The sequence below is a fragment of the Streptococcus mitis genome (assembly GCF_008763935.1).
GTDB classification, from domain to species: domain Bacteria; phylum Bacillota; class Bacilli; order Lactobacillales; family Streptococcaceae; genus Streptococcus; species Streptococcus mitis_DB.
In genome coordinates this window covers 38974-58146 of the sequence record NZ_VTQF01000006.1, presented here as the reverse complement: position 1 = coordinate 58146, position 19173 = coordinate 38974, and the positions used below count along the sequence as shown (strand labels likewise).

The following is a 19173-nucleotide window of genomic DNA, read 5'->3' as shown; positions in this document are numbered from 1 at the left end:
TCCTATTAAATTTTCCATTTTTTTCGAATGTCTAAATATCTTAAATACAGAGGATAATATAAACTAAAAAAATATTTTGATGAATAACTATACCATCTTAATAGTTTACTAGAATTGAAAATATCTGATGATTTCTTAGCTATTTCAAAATAGTTATCAATTGCATCAACATATAACTGATAATATGGATGTCCAACTCTTATGTTATACTTTTTAAAATGTCCAATACCGACTAAAAATAACATATTCCCTACATAAGGTAACCAATTATCTTCTCTAAATTCCTCTAATAATTTTTCGCCAACTTTAAAAATATCAAGATTCTTTTCTGAATATTTCTGATTCATCGTACTAGAAGTATGATATCGATAATAATAACCAATATAGTTAATTTTTCTCATTTTATGAATATATTTTAAAGAGACGATTCCAGTATAAAAATCTTCATAAATTAAATTTTCTAAAAATGGAACTTTCTCCACTATTTTACGGCGATAGAGTTTTGCGACAGGGCTCCAACTTACGCCATGATTAAAACATTGGTATAATGCTTCATTTGAATCAAATTCTTTAACATGAATATCTTTTTTTTCTTCATTTAAACATTGAATATCCTCGGTTCTATTACATTCTACAATATCAATTCCATCTGACTTATACTTCATTAGTTGTTCTAATAGACCAAGACTTACAACATCATCACTATCGACAAACATGATGTATTCGCCAAGGGATTCTTTCACGCCACGATTTCTGGCTACACTTTGACCTTGATTTTTTTGATTGATCAATCGGAAACGCTTATCTGATTGGCAAAATTGCTCACAAATAGCTTGGGAGCCATCGATAGAACCATCATTGACTAAGATGACTTCTATATCTTGATAGCTTTGCTTTCGAATACTCTCTAGACATTCTTCCAGATATTCTTCCACGTTATAAACTGGAACGATTATACTAATCATTTTTGTTCATAAGCTCCTTCATTTGTCTTTTGTGAATCAACTTTCTAAATTTACTCCATCCTTTATACAGAAACTGATACACTGGATGAGTAATCGTTAAAAAATATTTTGGCGCTATGAAATACATTCTTAGTAAACGGTATTTTCGAACAACTTCTTGAGATTGCTTCGCAATAAAAGCAGACTCCTTTATAAAATTCTCATACAAACTAACACAAGGACTCTTCTTCGTAATGCCATCTCTGTAATAATGACTAACCCCTAGATAAAACATAAAGTATCCAATGTACGGTAATAAATATGCATCATCTTGGAATGATGCTATTAATTGATTTCCAACTTTAAAAATATCTAAATTTTTCTCATTAAAAGAAGTTGTCATAGTACTATTCGGACTAAATCGGTAATAATACCCAGTTAAATCAACAACTACCATTTTTCGAATATTTTTTAAAAAATTAATTCCTGTATAAACATCCTCGTAAATAACACCTTCTAAAAATGGAACTTTTTCAATAATTTCTCTTCTATATAATTTTGCACATGGAGAATAATTCACTTCTTTAAGTGCTATACATTTAATAATGGCTGCCGTTGAATTACCTTCGAAAATAACTCGAATCGGTTTATTTTTATGCAATTCTTCTTGATTGCGAACAAGATTACATTCTACTAAATCCACATCCGCCTTCATATAGGATAGTAATACGTCTAGTATATTTGCTTTAATGACATCATCACTATCGACAAACATGATATATTCACCAAGGGATTCTTTTACGCCATGATTTCTGGCTACACTTTGACCTTGATTTTTTTGATTGATCAATCGGAAACGCTTATCTGTTTGGCAAAAATACTCACAAATAGCTTGGGAACCATCTGTTGAACCATCATTGATTAAAATGACTTCTATATCTTGATAGGTTTGCTTTCGAATACTTTCTAGACATTCTTCCAGATATTCTTCCACGTTATAAACTGGAACGATTAAGCTAATCATAAAACAGCTTCCTTCTCATTCATTTTTATTCATCTGAATTTACTTTCTAATTCCATTTTTTAGTTTCCACAAAAAATGATAAACAGGGAAAATGATCGAATTATAATATTTTGGACAAATATTATAGAGGCGAATCATACGCGAACTTTTTGCAAGCTCAGGATTTTTCTTGGTGATAGTTACATAGTCGGCTAATTTCTGATTATAGACATCTGCATATGGATTTCCTTTTTGGATATAGTCTTGATAATGCATGGTTGCTACATGAACTAGGAAGCTGCCAATGTAAGGAAGAAGTTCTTCCCTATCAGAATACAAGTCTATTAATTGGTCACTGACTGTAAAGATATCTAAATTTTTAGGAGTAAAGGTTCGATGCATGATACTAGCTTGATGTTGTCGATAATAATAACCTTTATAATCAATCTTAATGATTTTTCGAATATATTTTAACATTCCAATTCCACAATAAACATCTTCAAAAATCACCCCATCTATATAAGGAACAGCTTCAACAATTGATCTTCTATAAAGTTTTGTAACTGCATTAACATTTAAAACATGTTTAGGGAAAATTTTTACTGCTTCTTGAGAGTTCCCTTCGAATAGAATACTTGGTTCTTTAAAACTTTTAGCAAGAAATTCCTCGTTAGATACGGTAAACTGACTTTCCACAATATCTACGTCTTCACGCATATAGTGTATTAAGGTTTCTAAATAGTTCGCTAGAATCATGTCATCACTATCCACAAATACAATAAACTCTCCTCTTGAAGCTGCTACACCAGTATTTCGTGCAGCGCTCAATCCTTGATTTTCTTGATTCAACAAGTGAAAGCGACGATTCTCTTTACAATAACGTTCACAAATAGCTTTTGATCCATCTGTTGAACCATCATTGACTAAAAGGACTTCAAAGTCTGTGTAGGTTTGGTTTTGAATGCTGTCTAAACATTCTTCCAGATAAGTTTCTACATTATAAACAGGTACGATTACACTAATCATTCTTTATCCTAACCTTATTTCCTTAATCCAATTTCATCCAAAAGTGTCTTTGTAAAATCTTTTTGAATGGCATTTACCTTGTTATTGACTTTTTTTCGTTCGTCAATATAAGGATCTTCAGATTTCATGACATTCTCTAGAAAGTCTAATAAGTCATGCGAATCACGAATGACACTTCCCACCATTAAACTCTTCACATCTTCAAACACAAAGCCTCTTTTTTCCTTGTATTCCTCATAATCATTAATCGTAAATGCAACTGGCCTATTTAATAAATAATAATCTAAAAATACTGAAGAATAATCTGTAATCAATGCACTGGTTGTGCCCAAAAAGGTATATAAAGTCCCATACTGCTCACTAATGATATCTTCTGTCAATAGATGAATCGTCGAAGCATTCATTTCAAATTTCAACTGAGATTCCTCAAGAGGATGGAGTTTAATATAAAGTTGATAGCCATAGTTTGAGAGTAGTTCTTCAATGTTTTTAAAATCCTCTTCTTCTAATGAAAAAATCAATGCTGCTTGGCTATCATGATAGTTTTTAGAATTACGGTAGGTTGGCATCCAGATAATTTTCTTCTCTTCTTTCTCTTTAAAGAGTTCATCATTTCGAATATTACCAACAAGAAGCATCTGCTCGTCTTTAGCATTAAAGGCTGCTTTCATAATTGGAGTAAATAAATCTGAAGAAGAGACTAATTTTGTAAAGAAATTATAGTCAATCTTTTCCATGCCAACTTCAAGATTGCCAATTTTTTTCAAGGGCATTCCATGCCACAAGTTGACAACCATCTGCTTTGAAGCAGGCTTTACAGGATACTTGCCAAAAGAATAGAAAAAATATTTAGATGTTAAAAAATAAAAGAAACCTCGATAAATTGAAACATACTTTATATCATTCTCTTTTTCTAAATGATAAAAATCATTTGAAGCACAAACGATCTCATATGTTTCCTGATAGTCATTATCCACTAAATAGTGATAAAGTGTTCTAAGATTATCTCTGAACCCCCAATTAGAATAGAGAACAATTCTGTTCCTTTTCTTGGGAATCATTTTATTTATTTTATAAGTAAAATCACTTACTTTGAACAGTAAGGGTTTTAAATAGTTGATCATTCTCTTTTTAAACCTTGCTTATAAATTTCTTTTAAATTTTGAACATTTTCTTCAATATCAAACTGCTTTAGGTGTTCATTTAGCTGTCGTTGTTTCTTCTTGATAGGCGCCTTTTTTATGTAGTTTACCCATTTAGCCTTATCTAGAGGCATGGCTGTGCAAAGTTCACTAACGATCTGAGTTGTTGGATCAATCGTTTCATTCATGAGAATATCGACTCCAGAACACTGAGCCTCTACCAGCACGATTGGGAAACCTTCATACAAAGAAGGAAAGGCAAAAATATCAAAGGCTGAATAAAATTTATGAACATCTTCTCTTTTTCCTGAGAAGATAACATTCTTCAAATCCTTACTATTTTCTTCTAAAATAGCACGATCTGGCCCTTCACCAACAAAGAAAAAGGTAACGTCAGGTAATTCTTTGGCAACTTCAATCAAAAAACTCTGATTTTTGAAAGGATTTAAAATACCAATCATCCCAACTACTTTTTGATGTTCAGCTATATGAAACTCTTTGCGAATTTCTTCTCGGAAAGTTGGAGAAAACCGATACTTGTTGATGTCAATTGCATTTGGAAGGATTTGAAATGATTTCTTTCCAAATATCTTAACTCCAGCTAATTGGCCACAAGAGATACGATGGGTCGCATTTTTCAAAGCTAAAAATACCAAAAATCGATTGCGAATACTTTTTAACCAAGTGTCTGAAAATTGGCTACTATGGTTGTGGTAAATCCTAACTGGAACACCATTTTTTCGAGCATAGTAATTATGGATAAAAGCGGTTATAGGATTATGAACATGTAGAATGTCAATTTTATTACTTTTATAAAATTGTCGGCACTCTCTTGCATAGGCAAATAGTTTAGAAATCTTTAGGGCTGGAAAAACAATGCGTTTGATTTTTTTTTCATCTAGGTATTGATTAAATGGGAAATGAGCGTCTCCATTTGACTCTCCGACCATATATTCAAACTCTTGATCATCAGTTGGGATATGGTTTTTGATAAAACTTTGTACCCCACTCATGGTATTCCTTACACCACCTGTTACATGTATGACCTGATATTTCATCCTAGTTCCCTTGATTCAAATCATTCTTTATCTTAGTTGTTGAAATTTCTTTTGTTCGTGATAGGTAAACAACCTCTATTCCCAAATCACTTAAATAATCAAATTTTCCCTGCCAATCATCTCCAATGACAAACACATCAGCATGATACTTTTCTATGTCTGAGATTTTTTGATCCCAATTTTCTTCTGGTATGACGAGATCCACATATCTGATAGCCTCTAATAGAGATTTTCTTTCTTCGTAATCAAAATAACATTCTTTATTTTTTTCTAGCCTATTAAATTCATTGGTAGAAAGCCCGACAATGAGATAATCTCCCAACGCTTTTGCTCTTTTTAAAAGATTAATATGACCGTAATGCAATAAATCAAATGTTCCGTATGTAATGACTCTCTTCATATCTTCCTAACCACCTCTACATCTTCTCTCATTTTTTTCTTATAGACCCATTTCCTAACTGAATTCGGAAGAATTCGAACCGCGTTACGCAGGAAAATATTTCTAAGAAATTCTGCTAGACTAATGTCTCTTCTACGATAAAAATCTAATTGGAGCATAAAGTCCGTCTTTACATACAAGAAACCACCTCTACGTAGGTAGCTAGAATCATTTGTTTGCATAACAACTAAAGGTTCTTGGATATTCAAAAAATCCTTGGTTGGATTATCGTGTAACAATCTCATTGTGAGGTCATAATCCTCTAGATAGCGGAACTTACGATAATTACCAGCCTTCAAGATATATTTTTTTTTCATCATACTCGATGGATTATTAAAGGGATTTCTCATTTTCGAATATTGACGAATTTCGGCTGTAGTTTCTGGTACTTTCTTTAAGGCGGTAAACTCTGTATTTTTCTCTAGGATATTGGAACCAACCATGATGAGGTCGGGATTTTTTTCAAAGGCTGCTAATTGCTTCTCAAACCTTGTTTCTAGAGAATAATCATCACTGTCCATTCTTGCAATGAATTCTGTTTGGCATTGATTAACTCCAAAGAGAGAGGCTGGTCCTGAGCCTAAGTTTTCAGGTAAATGAAAAACCTTTAAAATCGGAATTTCTCTCTGCAACTTTTGGATTTCTATTTCTAACTCTTCAGTCAATTCGCCATCACAAACTAAAATGATTTCTGTCGGTTTAAGGGTCTGCTGATAAGAACTTAGTAAACTTTTCCTTAAATTTGTAGGAGTCTCTTTTTTATAGACTGTCGTTAGAACTGAAAATTTCATTTTATAACTCCTAAACCTAATTTCCAAATAACCAATCTACAATAACTGAACGGTAGGGAACGACATGGTACCAGTCAGCTTTAAAATAAACAATGACTAGAAAGATTGCAGCATAAACCAATATTACCAAATAAAATAAAATCCACTGAATTTTTTTTTCACCTATTTTAGATAAAATCATGGGGATATATAGGCAAATAAAGGGGGTAAAATAGTGTGCGAATCTGCCAAAAAGACTTGTTTGCAATGTTGACGCGGTAAATAAAAAGGAGATAAAGAACAAAGTTCTTATAAATTCTTCTTCAGTCGATAACTTCTGTTTTCTAATCACTACTTCTCCAAAGACCAGAACGATACCATACCAAATTGTTAAAAATACAGGTGCCCATTTATTGCTTTCCAAAAACCATGATGATTCCAGATAGGAAGTATACTGAGGGAAGAAAGAAATAAAGATAGTGGCAATTTGTTTGATAAAAGGTAAGATGATTAGAAATGCAAGGAACACAAATTGGTATATTCTTTTATTTAAAACGATTTTTTTAAGGGGGAAAAACAAGAGGCAGACGATACCAGATGTATGAAATAAGGGAGTTAGTAAGATAAATACCCATGCTAAAATCTTCTTGTTTTTTACTACGTAGTGAAACCCTAAAAAACTTAAAGCGATCGCTAGACCTTGCCTGATATTTGATAAAGAATAAAAAAAGAGTCCTAACGAGCTGAAGTAAATCAGTAAACTCATGTAAACATTTTTAGAATGCTTATAAAGCACAAGAAACCAGGCAATTAAAGTTATAAAGGCATAGGAAAATAATAAAAATGGATAGTGCTCACTAAAGTTTCTTAGGAAAATATTACTTACTAAATAACCAAGTTCAAATCGAGAACGAAATAGATTTGATAAATCCGGAAGTTGTAAATGATTCGATTCAAAAATATGGATATAAGTTCCTAAGTCTCCTCCGACGCTAGAAGTACGAAAACCCGCAATGATTAAAAAAAAGAAAAAAGTCGGAAGAACAAGGAAACCTAACTCTTTTACTTTATCCTCATATTTTAATGAGAAAAAGGCAAGGAAAGAGATATAGACGAACATTAAAAGATAGATTGTCATTTTTTCTCTCCTGCCTTTCAAATAGTTAGTTTAATAATAGTAATAATAGGTATCTTTATGTGAATCAATTTTATTCATTATCACACCAAGTAGTCTAGCTCCAACATGGTCTAATCTTCTTTTTGCTTCTATTATTTGTCGTCGTTTTGATTTTTTGATATCTACTACCAGAAGGGTAGCATCCGAAATACTGGCTAAAACTTGGGCATCAGTTGCTGCTAGCAAGGGAGGTGTATCGATAATAACATAGTCATAAAAATCCTCAAATGCTTTAAGTGTTTCATCCATAGAAGAACTAGCTAACATCTCAGAAGGATTAGGCGGAACAGGTCCTGAAGTCAGTACATCTAAATTCACATCATTTATCGTCAAATGATTAATAGAATCTACTCCTGACTTCTTTAATAGAAAGGTACTGAGTCCTTCAGTGTTATTTAGCTCGGTTAATTTATGTTGAGTTGGTTTACGCATATCCGCGTCTATGATAATCACTCTTTTCCCCTGTTGGGCCAAAGAAGCGGCAAGATTGATACTGACTTCACTCTTGCCTTCATTGGGGTTGGCACTTGTAACGACAATGATTTTAATATTTTTTCCAAATTCTGAGAACTGAAGATTACTCCTTAAAGTTCTAAAGGACTCAGCTACGATGGATTTACTGTTATGAATAACTTCGATATGCATGTCACTCACCTCTTCTCTTTCTCTCTATAGTCGGAATCATCCCGAGAACAGGTGTTCCCACTAACTCTTCCAAGTCTTCGTAAGAATCAATCGAATCACTCAGTACATATTTGATGAAAATAACATTAAATCCTACAAAAGAAAATACTAGAATAGATACAAGAAGATTCTTCCATAGAACGGGATAAACTGGAGAATCACTTCCCAGTGCTTCTGTAACAACTGACAAGTTGTCGCGCCCTAATCTATCTGCTGTAAATTTCTTGTACTGAGACACATACTCTTTAATATAACGTTCTGCTAAGTTTCGATCTAGCGCTCGTACTGTTACTGTTACCAACTGAGATCCTGAGTCATTCGTTAATTTAACAGACTTGATTTTTGAAATTTCATCTGGTGATAAGCTTAATGCTTTATTGGTCTCATCTTTTACAGGGGGAAGATCTGCTATCTCTAAATAAGTCTTAGCTTGTCTTTGAAAGAGGTTTATAGCTTCAATCGTTTGCGCATCATTATTTTGCCCATTTGTTTGACTTGAAGTGTTCTTCATTATGAGCTTAGAGGATACACTGTATATAGGAGAAATGATAAAAACAGTATATAGACCAACTGCTGTCGTCCCTACTATAGTAAATAGAAGTAAAAATAGTAGTTTGCTTTTTATCAAAGAAAAAACTCTATTAATATTTTTATTAAAAATAGTCATATTATTGTTTGTTTCCTTTTATTTATTTTTTCTTTCTTAGAACTACCTAGATCCGTTCCCGGTAACCATCACTTTAATTGTTTTTAATAGTATAAGAAAATCTAACTTGATACTTTCGTGATTGATATAGAATAGATCGTAGACTAATTTATCTTTAGGAGTTAATTCATAACCACCATTTACTTGAGCCCATCCTGTGATTCCTGGGCGGACAGCTAAACGTTCATTAAAATTAGGGATATCTTTCAAAAATTCATTGATAAACTCTGGTCGTTCTGGTCGTGGTCCAATAATGGACATCTCACCTTTAATTACATTAATGATTTGTGGTAATTCATCAATTCGTGTTTTACGAATAAAACGTCCAACTTTTGTAATGCGTGTATCATTTTTGCTCGCCCATTTATGACCATTCTTTTCAGCATCTTGATACATGGATCGGAGTTTATAAATTGAAAAACTTTGTCCATTTAAACCAATTCGTTCTTGTATATAAATAGGATTACCACTTGATTCGATTACAATAAAGATACATGCTATTAAACAAATCGGGATAATTAATAGTAATGAGGGTATAGAAATTAGAAGACCTATAATTCTCTTAATTCTCCTATACATAAGCATCATTCTCCTAGAAAAAACTAAGGCGCACACATATATATGCGTGCGCCACTCACTACGTTGATGCATATATATATATATATATATATAGTCCTGAGTATAAAAAGCTAGAACTAATAAAAATATGTATATTTACCAAGAATTAAATCATACAGTTCAATATAACATAAAAAAATAAGATTTTCAAGCTTACGTGATTAAAATACAGGAAATATACCTAAATTAAATGTTGCTAAATATTTTTGTTCGATATAATCAACTGAGGATTTACTAAAAATAATTCTTCTGCTCTTTCCTTTCCATACTGATGACTAATTGCGTCAAATGCTTGCTTCATATATGGTGGTCTTGAGCTTAGATTATGCATATCGCTAGCCACACAGTGAACTAGATTATAGGATAGAAAATACTGAGCTCTTTTTTTGAGTAAGCGATACTTATCCCCAAACATTTTAGGCTTAAGAACACTCGAGCTATTTATTTGAGTATAACATCCCATATCTATCAGCTCTTTAACTCTTTTTTCATTTTTTTCTAGTTCAGCATAGCGTTCAATATGGGCAATGACAGGTCTAATACCTAACAATAAAACTTTATTTACTGCATTGCGGATTTCCCAATAGGGGGTGGTCGGGCTGAATTCAATCAAAGCATATTGTGTATCGTTCAGAGTAGGAATCTGCTTGCTTTCCAATTTGTCAAGAGCATCTTGGGTGAAGTATATTTCAGCTCCATATAAAAGGGTTAAGTCAGGCAGTTCTTTCTTAGCAAGTGCTTGAACCTCTTTAAAGTTGGTCATAATTGTATCTTCTGGAGTTTCAAACATATTTTTACGACGATGTGAAGTGGATACAATTGTACGAACTCCCTGTGAAAAAGCTTCTTTCAGAAGAGCTAGGCTTTCTTCAATTGTACTTGGTCCATCATCTACACCAAAAACAATGTGAGAGTGGATATCAATCATGTAATATTTCCTTATATAATAGAGTTTTAGGCGCTGTAATAAATAATTCAACACATATATATAAGCTTTTTGGATAACCTATAAATATTGGTTTATACAGTTTGTTTTCCTGATGTTATTATACTACGAAACATTAAAATAAGCTAGTTATAATTAAGTCTCTCATAATATTTTAAAAGTTATCCAGTATAATAAAGCATATATAAATAAGCGTGTTTTGTTTTCGAATAAATCTGTTGAGAATAATAATGACACTGACTATTAAAACTAACACCTACCATGGAATTTCCACGGTAGGTATTACTTATATCAATAATCGTTCTAAAAATGGTTTGAGGCAGTTGAGGAGAATTCCTTCTATCCAGCTTTCTTGTGCTGAGGAGAGATGATCTACCTGAAGGCTTTCTTTTAGAAAATCGCGGACTTGTTCTGGTGTGATTTCAAACTCAAAAGCTTTCATTTTATAGAAAAAGTCGATGAGATGATCTGACAGGTATTGGGTTGAAAAGGGTACTTCACCACTTTTTCGATATTCTAATAAGAGCCGAGCAAATCGAGCTTTTTCTTCAGGAAGCTCTCGAAAATAGGAGTTAAGAAGCCAAGTCTGCTTCTGCTTTCTTTCAATTGGATCCTGACTCGCAATTCGTTGGTCTTTTTCCAGCTCTTTTTGGTATTGTTTGGCCTTGATGGCCCGTTCTGTTCTATTTTTACCAAAAAGTATTTTCTCCCACTTGCGTTCTTCTTGAGTTAGGGTTTCTGTAAAGCCAAAATAATCTTGGTAGGCACGCTCTGCCGGCCCCATGGCTAGGACCAGATTGTCTGCATATTGCTTGGCGATTTTATCCCTCTTCTTACGCTCCTTCTCTGCCTGGATACGGAGTTCCTGTTCGTAGTCAATTTTTTCCTTACCTAGCTTGACAAGGTAGAGTTGGTCATCTGATTTGCCAAGTAAAAAGGGTTTGATGCACTTTTCAAGGACTTCTTCCATCCGTGCTTTCGTCTTGGGTTCTGCCTTGGTCCAACTTCCTCCTTGAAAGACTTCTAGGAAGAGCTGGTAATCTTTCTCAGGTGAGAACTGATTGCCACGATTGGGTTTAAAAACACCTTTTTCCCAGAGCCATTTTAGAAGTCGCTCGTCAAAGTCACTTTTATTGACCTTGATTTTTTCCTTTTTCTTAGCTTTTCTGGTCAGATTTTCAACTTTTCTGAGTAGTTTTTCTTCCTCTTCCAGTTGCTGGTCAAGGGACAATCGATGAAAATGACGAACGCAGTCGCTACCAATCGGAAAGAGGCGTTGGCCTGTGACACCGTTAAAGAGTTCATAAGCGTATTTGATAGCATTTCCACAGACACAATTGCTACGGCCGATACCGTTAAAAATCAAGGAAACTTCATTCCATTCCTTGGTAGCTTGTTCCCAAGTATCAGCTTTTGAAGCCTGTAAAACCGCATCATGCAGGGATTTTCTAACTGGAAGTGTCATGAGGTCTCCTTTCTAATACTCAATGAAAATCAAAGAGCAAACTAGGAAGCTAGCCACAGGTTGCTCAAAACACAGTTTTGAGGTTGTAGATAAGACTGACGAAGTCAGCTCAAAACACAGTTTTGAGGTTGTGGATAGAACTGACGAAGTCAGTAACCATATCTACAGCAAGCTGAAGCTGACGTGGTTTGAAGAGATTTTCGAAGAGTATAAATTATACTTTTACAACTTGAACCTCGTCTTTACCGAGTAAAATCAAGTATTTTTCAATATTTTCAATCGAATAGGATCGTGATAAAGCTTCTCCGTATAGGGATAACTGACCACGATAGCGGTCTACGAGTTGACTCGGTTCATCATAGCGGTCTGTCTTATAGTCAAACAGAACAATTTTATCTTCGTAAAGTAGATAGCCATCAAGGATACCACGGACAACGAAGTCTTCCTGACTCTTTTGGTCTCGTTTGAGCATGGAAAAAGGTTGCTCGCGATAAAGATGGTTGGTATTAGCGAGAATTTCCTGACCGAGTGCTGTGTCAAAGAATGCAAGAATTTTAGCAAGATTGATCTTGTCTCTGACAGCTTGGCTAGTTTGAACTTGTTTGAGAGTTTCTGTCAGGCTAGCAAGAGTTGGTCGCTGACTGAGATCCATTCTCTGCATGAGTTCGTGGGTGGCACTACCAATCTCAGCTCCTGTTACCTTTTCTTTGGTTGAAAAATCTGGCAAATCAAAGTTGATTTTCTTGTCTACTGACTGTCCTTGACTTGCAATCTCAACACCTTCCATATCCATAACAGGTTCGTAGAATTTCTTGATTTGACTTGGGGTTTGAACACTAGGAAGTTCAATGGCTGCGCGGTGAAGAGTATTATAAACTTCAACTTCTTTCAGCATTTCAAGAGCTTCTTTAATGGTATTTGACTGACGATTGTCTGCTTGGGAGCTATCTTGGAGAGGACTTTTGTTTTCCAACTCTCCGATAGATTCTCTAGTCAGCTGATCTTCACCAACAAAACGATAGCTAAAATTGAGATGATCCTTTGCAAACACTTTGCTGATAGCCCAAATCCAATCTTGGAAATTCCTTGCTTGAAGTCTAGTGTTGCTGTTTAGTTTTCCATTTTTAGCTGCTGGGTATTCCTTAGCTTCCAGCTTTTCACGAGAACCTTTACCGACAAGATAGAGCTTTTTCTCAGCCCTTGTCATAGCAACATAAAGAAGGCGCATCTGTTCTGAATAGCTTGCTAGCTGTAATTCCTCTTCATTCTGTCTATAAGTCAGACTAGGAATGGAGAGTTTGATGGTTTTAGGATAGTAGTCTTCTACTGCCCCTGTCTCCATTTTGGCAATATATTTGACACCAAGACCATTCTGACGGCTGAGAATGACTTCTGACATAGAGTCTTGCTTGTTGAAATCTTGATCCATATTGAGAATAAAGACGTAAGGAAACTCTAGCCCTTTACTCTTGTGAATAGTCATAAGTTCTACAGCATCCTTGGGCGGTGCGACAGCCACGCTTGCCAAATCGTGCTGAGCTTCTAAAACTTGGTTAATCATACCAATAAAACGCGACAAGCCTTTGAAATTGCTCTTTTCAAATTGATCAGCACGCAGAGCTAGTGCATAGAGATTAGCCTGTCTAGCAAGACCATTTGGTAAAGCCCCCACATAATCATAATAAAAACGGTCGTTATAAATCTTCCAAATCAAGTCATATAGGGAGTGGGTTTTGGCATACAGGCGCCAAGAAACCAAGATATCCATGAATTGCTTTAGTTTCTCAGCTAGAGCTGAGTGAATCAAGACTTTTTGGCTACTTACCATTTTTTGTGCATTGACCAGTTTCTCATAGAGATTTTCTTGGACTTTATCCTCCGCTTTCTGAAGAGATAAACGTGCTAACTCGTCCTCATCAAAGCCAAACATTGGAGACTTCATAAGGGCAACCAAGGCATAGTCTTGCAGGGGATTATGAATGACACGAAGAGTGTCTAGCATGACTTGCACTTCTAGGGATTGGAGATAATTGTTTTGCTCTCCGTCAGTTTTGACAGGAATTCCATACTCAGACAGGGCGATAAGAATCTGGTCATTACGACTGCGACTTGAGGTCAGAAGGGCAATTTCTTTAAAGGTAACACCTTGTTCCTTATGGAGTTTCAGAATCTCCTTGATGACTAAGCGCATTTCGCCTGTTAGTTTCGTTTCTGCCTGCCCCTCTTCTTCCTCATCTGTGTCGTCCTTGTCATAGAGGAGAAATTCTGCCTTGTTGTCTGTATTGGGAGTCAGTTTGGTATTGGCAAAGACAAGCTGGTGCATGTTATCATAGTTGATTTCGCCGACTTCTTGGTCCATAAGACGCTCAAAAACATCATTGGTTGCTGACAGCACTTCTGAACTACTACGGAAATTTTCCTTGAGGAGAATCAGCTTGCCCTCTTTAGGATTCTGTGCATAGCGTTGGAATTTTTCATTGAAAATCTGCGGATCTGCCTGACGGAAACGATAGATGGACTGCTTGATATCTCCCACCATAAAGCGATTGTGGCCATTAGACAGCAATTCCAACATCCGTTCTTGAATGTGGTTGGTATCCTGATACTCATCGACCATGACTTCGTGGAAACGTTCCTGATAAGCCTCACGGACTTGAGTAAAATTCTCTAAAATCTCAATAGTGTAATGGCTGATATCAGCGAATTCAAAGGCATTTTCCTGACGTTTACGCTGACGATAAGCCTCCACAAAATCACTCATGAAAGTTTGGAAAGTTTTAGCTAGTTCCCAGGTGTCTCCATGATAACGTTCTTGATAGTCGAGAATGGTTATCTGGTCTGATAATTGTCCTAGTTTAGCAAACTGAGACTTTCTTTCTTCGTTGTAGGCATCAGCCAGTGGCTTCAAATCAGCCTTACGACTTGCATTGGTCAGAGCTCGGCCGTTTTTCTCTTTCGAAATGGCGACAACACGCGCAAGCACTGCTTGATAAGCCTGACTATCGGACTCCTGATTTAAGGAGCCAACTTCATCCAGAATTAACTGAACGTTTTCTAGATAAGCAGCCTTTGGAAACTCCTTGGCATCATTATCCAGATGATAACGGAAAAAACTTTCCAAGTCCCAAAGGGCTTGTTTGATTTGCTCAATCAGTTTTTCTTTTTCACTGGTAAAATCAGCTTTTTCAAAGCCTTTTAAGAAAGATTCACTCAGCCACTTTTGAGGGTTGCTGGTGGATTGGAGGAAGTCATAGATTTTATAGACTTGCTGGCGCAGACCACGTTCATCCTTGCCACGTCCAGCAAAGTTTTTCAGCAAATGACTAAACTTTTCTTTCTGTTTGCCTTGGTAATGGGCTTCAAAGACCTCATGAAAGACTTCATTTTTTAGAAGGAGTTGCTCGCTTTGGTTTTGTAAAATACGGAAATTAGGTGCAATATCAATCAGATAGCCATGTTTACCAAGGAATTTTTGTGTGAAAGAGTCCATGGTTCCGATGGCAGCGTTGGGTAGGTCTGCCAACTGGCGGCCCAAGTGTTGTTTGAGCTCGACATCATCCGTTTCTTGGATTTGTTGGCTGATTTTTTTCTCTAAACGTTCCTTAAGTTCAGTCGCAGCCTTAACGGTAAAGGTTGAGATAAAGAGTTGACTGATTTCCACTCCACGCGCTAACTGATCCAGAATACGCTCTGCCATAACAAAGGTCTTCCCAGAACCAGCTGATGCTGAGACTAAAATATTCTGGCCAGAAGTGTAGATGGCTTCAATTTGCTCGGTAGTTTTCTTCTGTTCCTTACTCGAATTTGCTTCAGCTTCTTGCAGTTTTTGAATTTCCTCCTCAGTTAAAAAGGGAATGGGCTTCATCGATTCAACTCCTCTCTTATTTTTTCAAACCAAGCTTGCTTGAGTTTTTCTCCGACCAGACGCTTGCCATCAGTTAAGTCCAACTTTTCTAGGAAACGGGCTTGGCCCAAGTGGTAATTGGCTTCAAATCCGGTGATGGCTTGATGTTGCTGAACATACGGTGCAATACTTCTGCCATTTTCAGTATAAGGATTAATGGCGAACTGACCTGCTAAAATTTTCTCAGCTGCTTTCTTGTAAAGTTGGGCATTGTAGTCCAGCAGGAGCTGGAATTCCTCATCTGTCAGCTGATTAGCCTTGTTTTTATTGTAAAATTCACCCAAATGACTGCTTTCTTTTTCTAAAAAGAGGCCTTGGTATTTCATTGACTTGCTAGCTTCTACTACTGCACCTGCCAGACTTTTAACGGCCATCAGAGATTGGACAGGCTCAGCCATTTCCAAGTACATGGCACCGAAAAAGTTCTGCTCCCCTTCTCTTTTTAGGGCAGCTAGATAGGTTGGCAACTGGGAATTGAGCCCATTAAAGAAATGAGGAAACTGGAACTGAGTTAGACTAGACTTGTAGTCTACTACTCCTATCGCCCCATCAGCTTTCAATCGGTCAATGCGGTCAACCTTACCTCGTACAAAGACACTGCGCCCATTATCCAATTGAATAAAGGCTTGCTCTTTCCCACCGAAATTTGCTTCTTCTTTGATGGTTTCGATGGCTGGATTATGGCGGAGAATGTGACCAGTCGTCCGTGCAACATCAAGCAAAACTTCTTTGGTAAACTGGGCTTCCAAACTTTCTTGATAAATGGCTTCAAATTCGCGTTCTTGACTGGTTTCTTGGATAGCTTGTTCTAAACGTTTGTCAAAGGAATCTTCGTCAGGCAACTGCAAGGCGCGTTCAAAAATGCGGTGTAAGAAATTCCCATGACTGCGGGCATCAGGACGTAGACGTAATTCCTCTTGCAAGCCTAAAACGTAGCGGAGGAAATAACTGTATTGGTTTCGGTAAAACTCCGTCAAACCAGACGTAGACAGGTAAAATTCCTTGTCAGCTGGATAGAGAGCCTGTAAGGTATCCTTGGTCAACTGCTTACTGCTTGGACTGATTGGGAGGGCTGGATTTTCCAGACCTTGCTGTTCTAGTTTTTTACCCATCACACGCGCAAGAACCTTGACAAAGGTCAAATCTTGCTCAGTATCACTCGTCTCGCCCTGCTGGTGATAGGCAACCAGACTGGACAAAAGACTGTGATAGGACCCCATATCTTCCTTAGACAGCCCTTTGTGATTCATCCTCTTCTCTTTCCGCCTAAATCCAAAATTGACCAACTCTTGAAGATAGGCAGATTCCTTGCTTTCACTTTCGTTAAAAAGGCTTGGAGCCGACAAGACCAACTGCTTACGAGCAGAATTGACCAAGGAAAGCATAGTATAGCGATTTTTCTTGAGATTTTCACTGCTGGCAATCAGCAATTGTGCCCCATCTTCTGTCGCTTGGTTTAGTCTCTGTCTTTCTTCGTCTGTCAAAAGACTGGTATTTTGGGCAATTTTTGGTAAATTGTCCTGTGTTAGCCCAATGGCGTAGACAAAGTCAGCCGTTAAGGGTGCAATCAAATCGTAACTCTGCACCAGGACAGTGTCCACTGTTGCTGGAATGGTGCGATACTGAGATAGGCTCATTCCAGAATGGAGCAAGGCTAGAAAGTCCTCTAGATTAACTTGCGAACCAGCAAAAACAGTCGCAAATTGTTCTAAAACATGACAGAAGGCTTTCCAAACTTCAGTCTGTCTTTCCTGATCAAGAGCTTCCATAGTGGCTGTCAAATCTTGGAGCTGCTTGGTCACAGCTCCTTCTTTTAGAAAAGAGTTCCACTTTTGCAAGAGATTTTCAGCCTTTTGTTTTCGGCTAGCAAAAAGAGTCTCAAGAGGGGTTAAAATACGCAGACGAAGAGCATTTAAACGTTCCAAATTAAATTTTCCATGGTGGAATTTGGTGAAGGCTTGCTGAAAGGCTGGCAAGCCATTGATACCAAGATAGCGGATATATTGCTCAAAAGCATCAATATCAGCCTGACTAAGGTCGGTATACAAACCAGTTCTGAGAAGGTTAATCAAATCTTCCTGACGGAAACGATAGCGTTTTAAAGCTAAAATAGATTCGACAAACTGTGTCAAGGGATGATGAGCCATGGATTCGCTTCTACCAAGATAGAAAGGAATCTGATACTGGTCAAAAATCGTTTTTAGAGATAATTGATAAGAAGCTACATCCCCCAAGAGAATACGAAAATGCTTGTAGCTCAGGTCTGAGTTCTCATGTAATTTCTGACGAATGCTACGGGCTACTAACTCCAACTCCTCCTTTTGTGTCAAGCAAGACCAGATTTGCAGATTTTCCCGGTCCTTATCATCGACATCCAAAGTGAGTTCTGAAAAGTCATAAGAAGACTCCAGCAAACGAGAGGCCTTGTCAAAGCTATCCATCTGCTCATGAGTTTGAGAATAATCCAGAGCAGGAGTTTGGTATTTAGAGGCTAGATGATGGAGAAACTCCACACTGGCTTGGTAGAGATTGCCCTCGCTAAAAGGGCTGGTATAGGCTTTCTTACTAGCGTAAGCCCCAATAACAATCTTAACACCCTTGCCATGAAGTAAGTCCACAATCCGCTCTTCCTCAGCAGAAAAACGAGTAAATCCATCAATAACCAAGGCGATTTGAGTAAAATCACTACTAACTTTGTCATTCTCAATAGCCTCAATCAAATGGGACAACTGACTTCCCTGAGTCAACTGACCTTGATTGAGGTAGGCCGTTACCTTCTCAAAAATCAAGAGTAAATCGGCTCTCTTGTCCTCATCCGTCAAACTCTCCAAGTCCAAAAAACTCATCTGAGCTTTGGTCATCTCGTGGTAAAGCTCAATCAACTGCTGGATAAATTGAGGATCCTGCTTGATAGCTCCATAAACACGTAAATCCTTAGGATCAAGTTCGGCAAGGCATTTGTAAAAGGCCATCCCAAGACCGATGTCATCTAGACTGGTCTTGGCAGGCAAGTCATTCAAAATCAGATAACGAGCCATTTGAGCAAAGCGCGTAACAGTAATCGCAAAAGAAGCCTGCTGGGACAAGCATTCCAGCACGGCACGTTCCTTTTCAAAAGAAAGAGAGTTGGGAGCGATGTAGAAGACCCGCTTGCCCACAGCAACTAGCTCCTCCGCCTCTCTGGTTAGAATTTCAGTCAAAGAAGTCCGAATATCAGTATAAAGTAATTTCATCTCAGCCTCGTTGGAATTTTTCATTACCTTTTATTATACCATGATTAGCCCGAAGATT

15 protein-coding genes are annotated in these 19173 nt (G+C 36.8%); all 15 read right to left on the bottom strand.

Going from position 1 to position 19173, the window contains the following annotated elements; all coding sequences use genetic code 11:
* Positions 1 to 5: 5 nt before the first annotated feature.
* Positions 6 to 965 (bottom strand): glycosyltransferase family 2 protein, encoded by a 960-nt coding sequence (locus tag F9B91_RS08965; RefSeq protein WP_150923054.1) that lies wholly within the window; start codon positions 963 to 965, stop codon positions 6 to 8.
* Positions 958 to 1968 (bottom strand): glycosyltransferase family 2 protein, encoded by a 1011-nt coding sequence (locus tag F9B91_RS08960; RefSeq protein WP_150923053.1) that lies wholly within the window; start codon positions 1966 to 1968, stop codon positions 958 to 960. The genes F9B91_RS08965 and F9B91_RS08960 overlap by 8 nt, the downstream gene beginning before the upstream one ends.
* A gap of 39 nt (positions 1969 to 2007) precedes the next feature.
* Complete coding sequence (locus F9B91_RS08955; RefSeq protein WP_150923052.1) at positions 2008 to 2973, bottom strand: glycosyltransferase family 2 protein; 966 nt, start codon at positions 2971 to 2973, stop codon at positions 2008 to 2010.
* Between the two features lie 14 nt (positions 2974 to 2987).
* A complete protein-coding gene (locus tag F9B91_RS08950; RefSeq protein ID WP_125455027.1) occupies positions 2988 to 4097 on the bottom strand; it encodes a CDP-glycerol glycerophosphotransferase family protein in 1110 nt (369 codons plus the stop codon).
* Complete coding sequence (locus F9B91_RS08945) at positions 4094 to 5173, bottom strand: glycosyltransferase (RefSeq protein WP_150923050.1); 1080 nt, start codon at positions 5171 to 5173, stop codon at positions 4094 to 4096. Before F9B91_RS08945 ends, F9B91_RS08950 begins: the two co-directional genes overlap by 4 nt.
* Position 5174: 1 nt before the next feature.
* A complete protein-coding gene (gene tagD, locus F9B91_RS08940; protein ID WP_150923048.1) occupies positions 5175 to 5573 on the bottom strand; it encodes a glycerol-3-phosphate cytidylyltransferase in 399 nt (132 codons plus the stop codon).
* Complete coding sequence (locus tag F9B91_RS08935) at positions 5570 to 6403, bottom strand: glycosyltransferase (RefSeq protein WP_150923046.1); 834 nt, start codon at positions 6401 to 6403, stop codon at positions 5570 to 5572. The genes tagD and F9B91_RS08935 overlap by 4 nt, the downstream gene beginning before the upstream one ends.
* A 16-nt stretch (positions 6404 to 6419) precedes the next feature.
* A complete protein-coding gene (locus F9B91_RS08930) occupies positions 6420 to 7520 on the bottom strand; it encodes an EpsG family protein (RefSeq protein WP_045611651.1) in 1101 nt (366 codons plus the stop codon).
* Positions 7521 to 7550: 30 nt separating this feature from the next.
* Positions 7551 to 8204 carry a CpsD/CapB family tyrosine-protein kinase gene (locus tag F9B91_RS08925; RefSeq protein ID WP_045611653.1) on the bottom strand — a complete coding sequence of 218 codons (654 nt, stop codon included), beginning with the start codon at positions 8202 to 8204 and terminating at the stop codon, positions 7551 to 7553.
* A gap of 1 nt (position 8205) precedes the next feature.
* Positions 8206 to 8754: a YveK family protein gene (locus tag F9B91_RS08920; protein WP_225306585.1), complete on the bottom strand. Its 549-nt coding sequence runs from the start codon at positions 8752 to 8754 to the stop codon at positions 8206 to 8208.
* 198 nt (positions 8755 to 8952) lie between these two features.
* A complete protein-coding gene (locus tag F9B91_RS08915; protein WP_052691054.1) occupies positions 8953 to 9528 on the bottom strand; it encodes a sugar transferase in 576 nt (191 codons plus the stop codon).
* Between the two features lie 235 nt (positions 9529 to 9763).
* Positions 9764 to 10495 (bottom strand): capsular polysaccharide biosynthesis protein Cps4B, encoded by a 732-nt coding sequence (gene cps4B, locus F9B91_RS08910; RefSeq protein WP_060628350.1) that lies wholly within the window; start codon positions 10493 to 10495, stop codon positions 9764 to 9766.
* 304 nt (positions 10496 to 10799) lie between these two features.
* The gene (locus F9B91_RS08905) at positions 10800 to 11978 is read right to left on the bottom strand and encodes a hypothetical protein (RefSeq protein WP_150923042.1); all 1179 of its coding nucleotides are present in this window, start codon (positions 11976 to 11978) and stop codon (positions 10800 to 10802) included.
* Between the two features lie 214 nt (positions 11979 to 12192).
* Positions 12193 to 15843: a helicase-exonuclease AddAB subunit AddA gene (gene addA / locus F9B91_RS08890; protein ID WP_150923040.1), complete on the bottom strand. Its 3651-nt coding sequence runs from the start codon at positions 15841 to 15843 to the stop codon at positions 12193 to 12195.
* Positions 15840 to 19115: an ATP-dependent nuclease subunit B gene (gene rexB / locus F9B91_RS08885; RefSeq protein ID WP_150923039.1), complete on the bottom strand. Its 3276-nt coding sequence runs from the start codon at positions 19113 to 19115 to the stop codon at positions 15840 to 15842. The genes addA and rexB overlap by 4 nt, the downstream gene beginning before the upstream one ends.
* Positions 19116 to 19173: the final 58 nt, after the last annotated feature.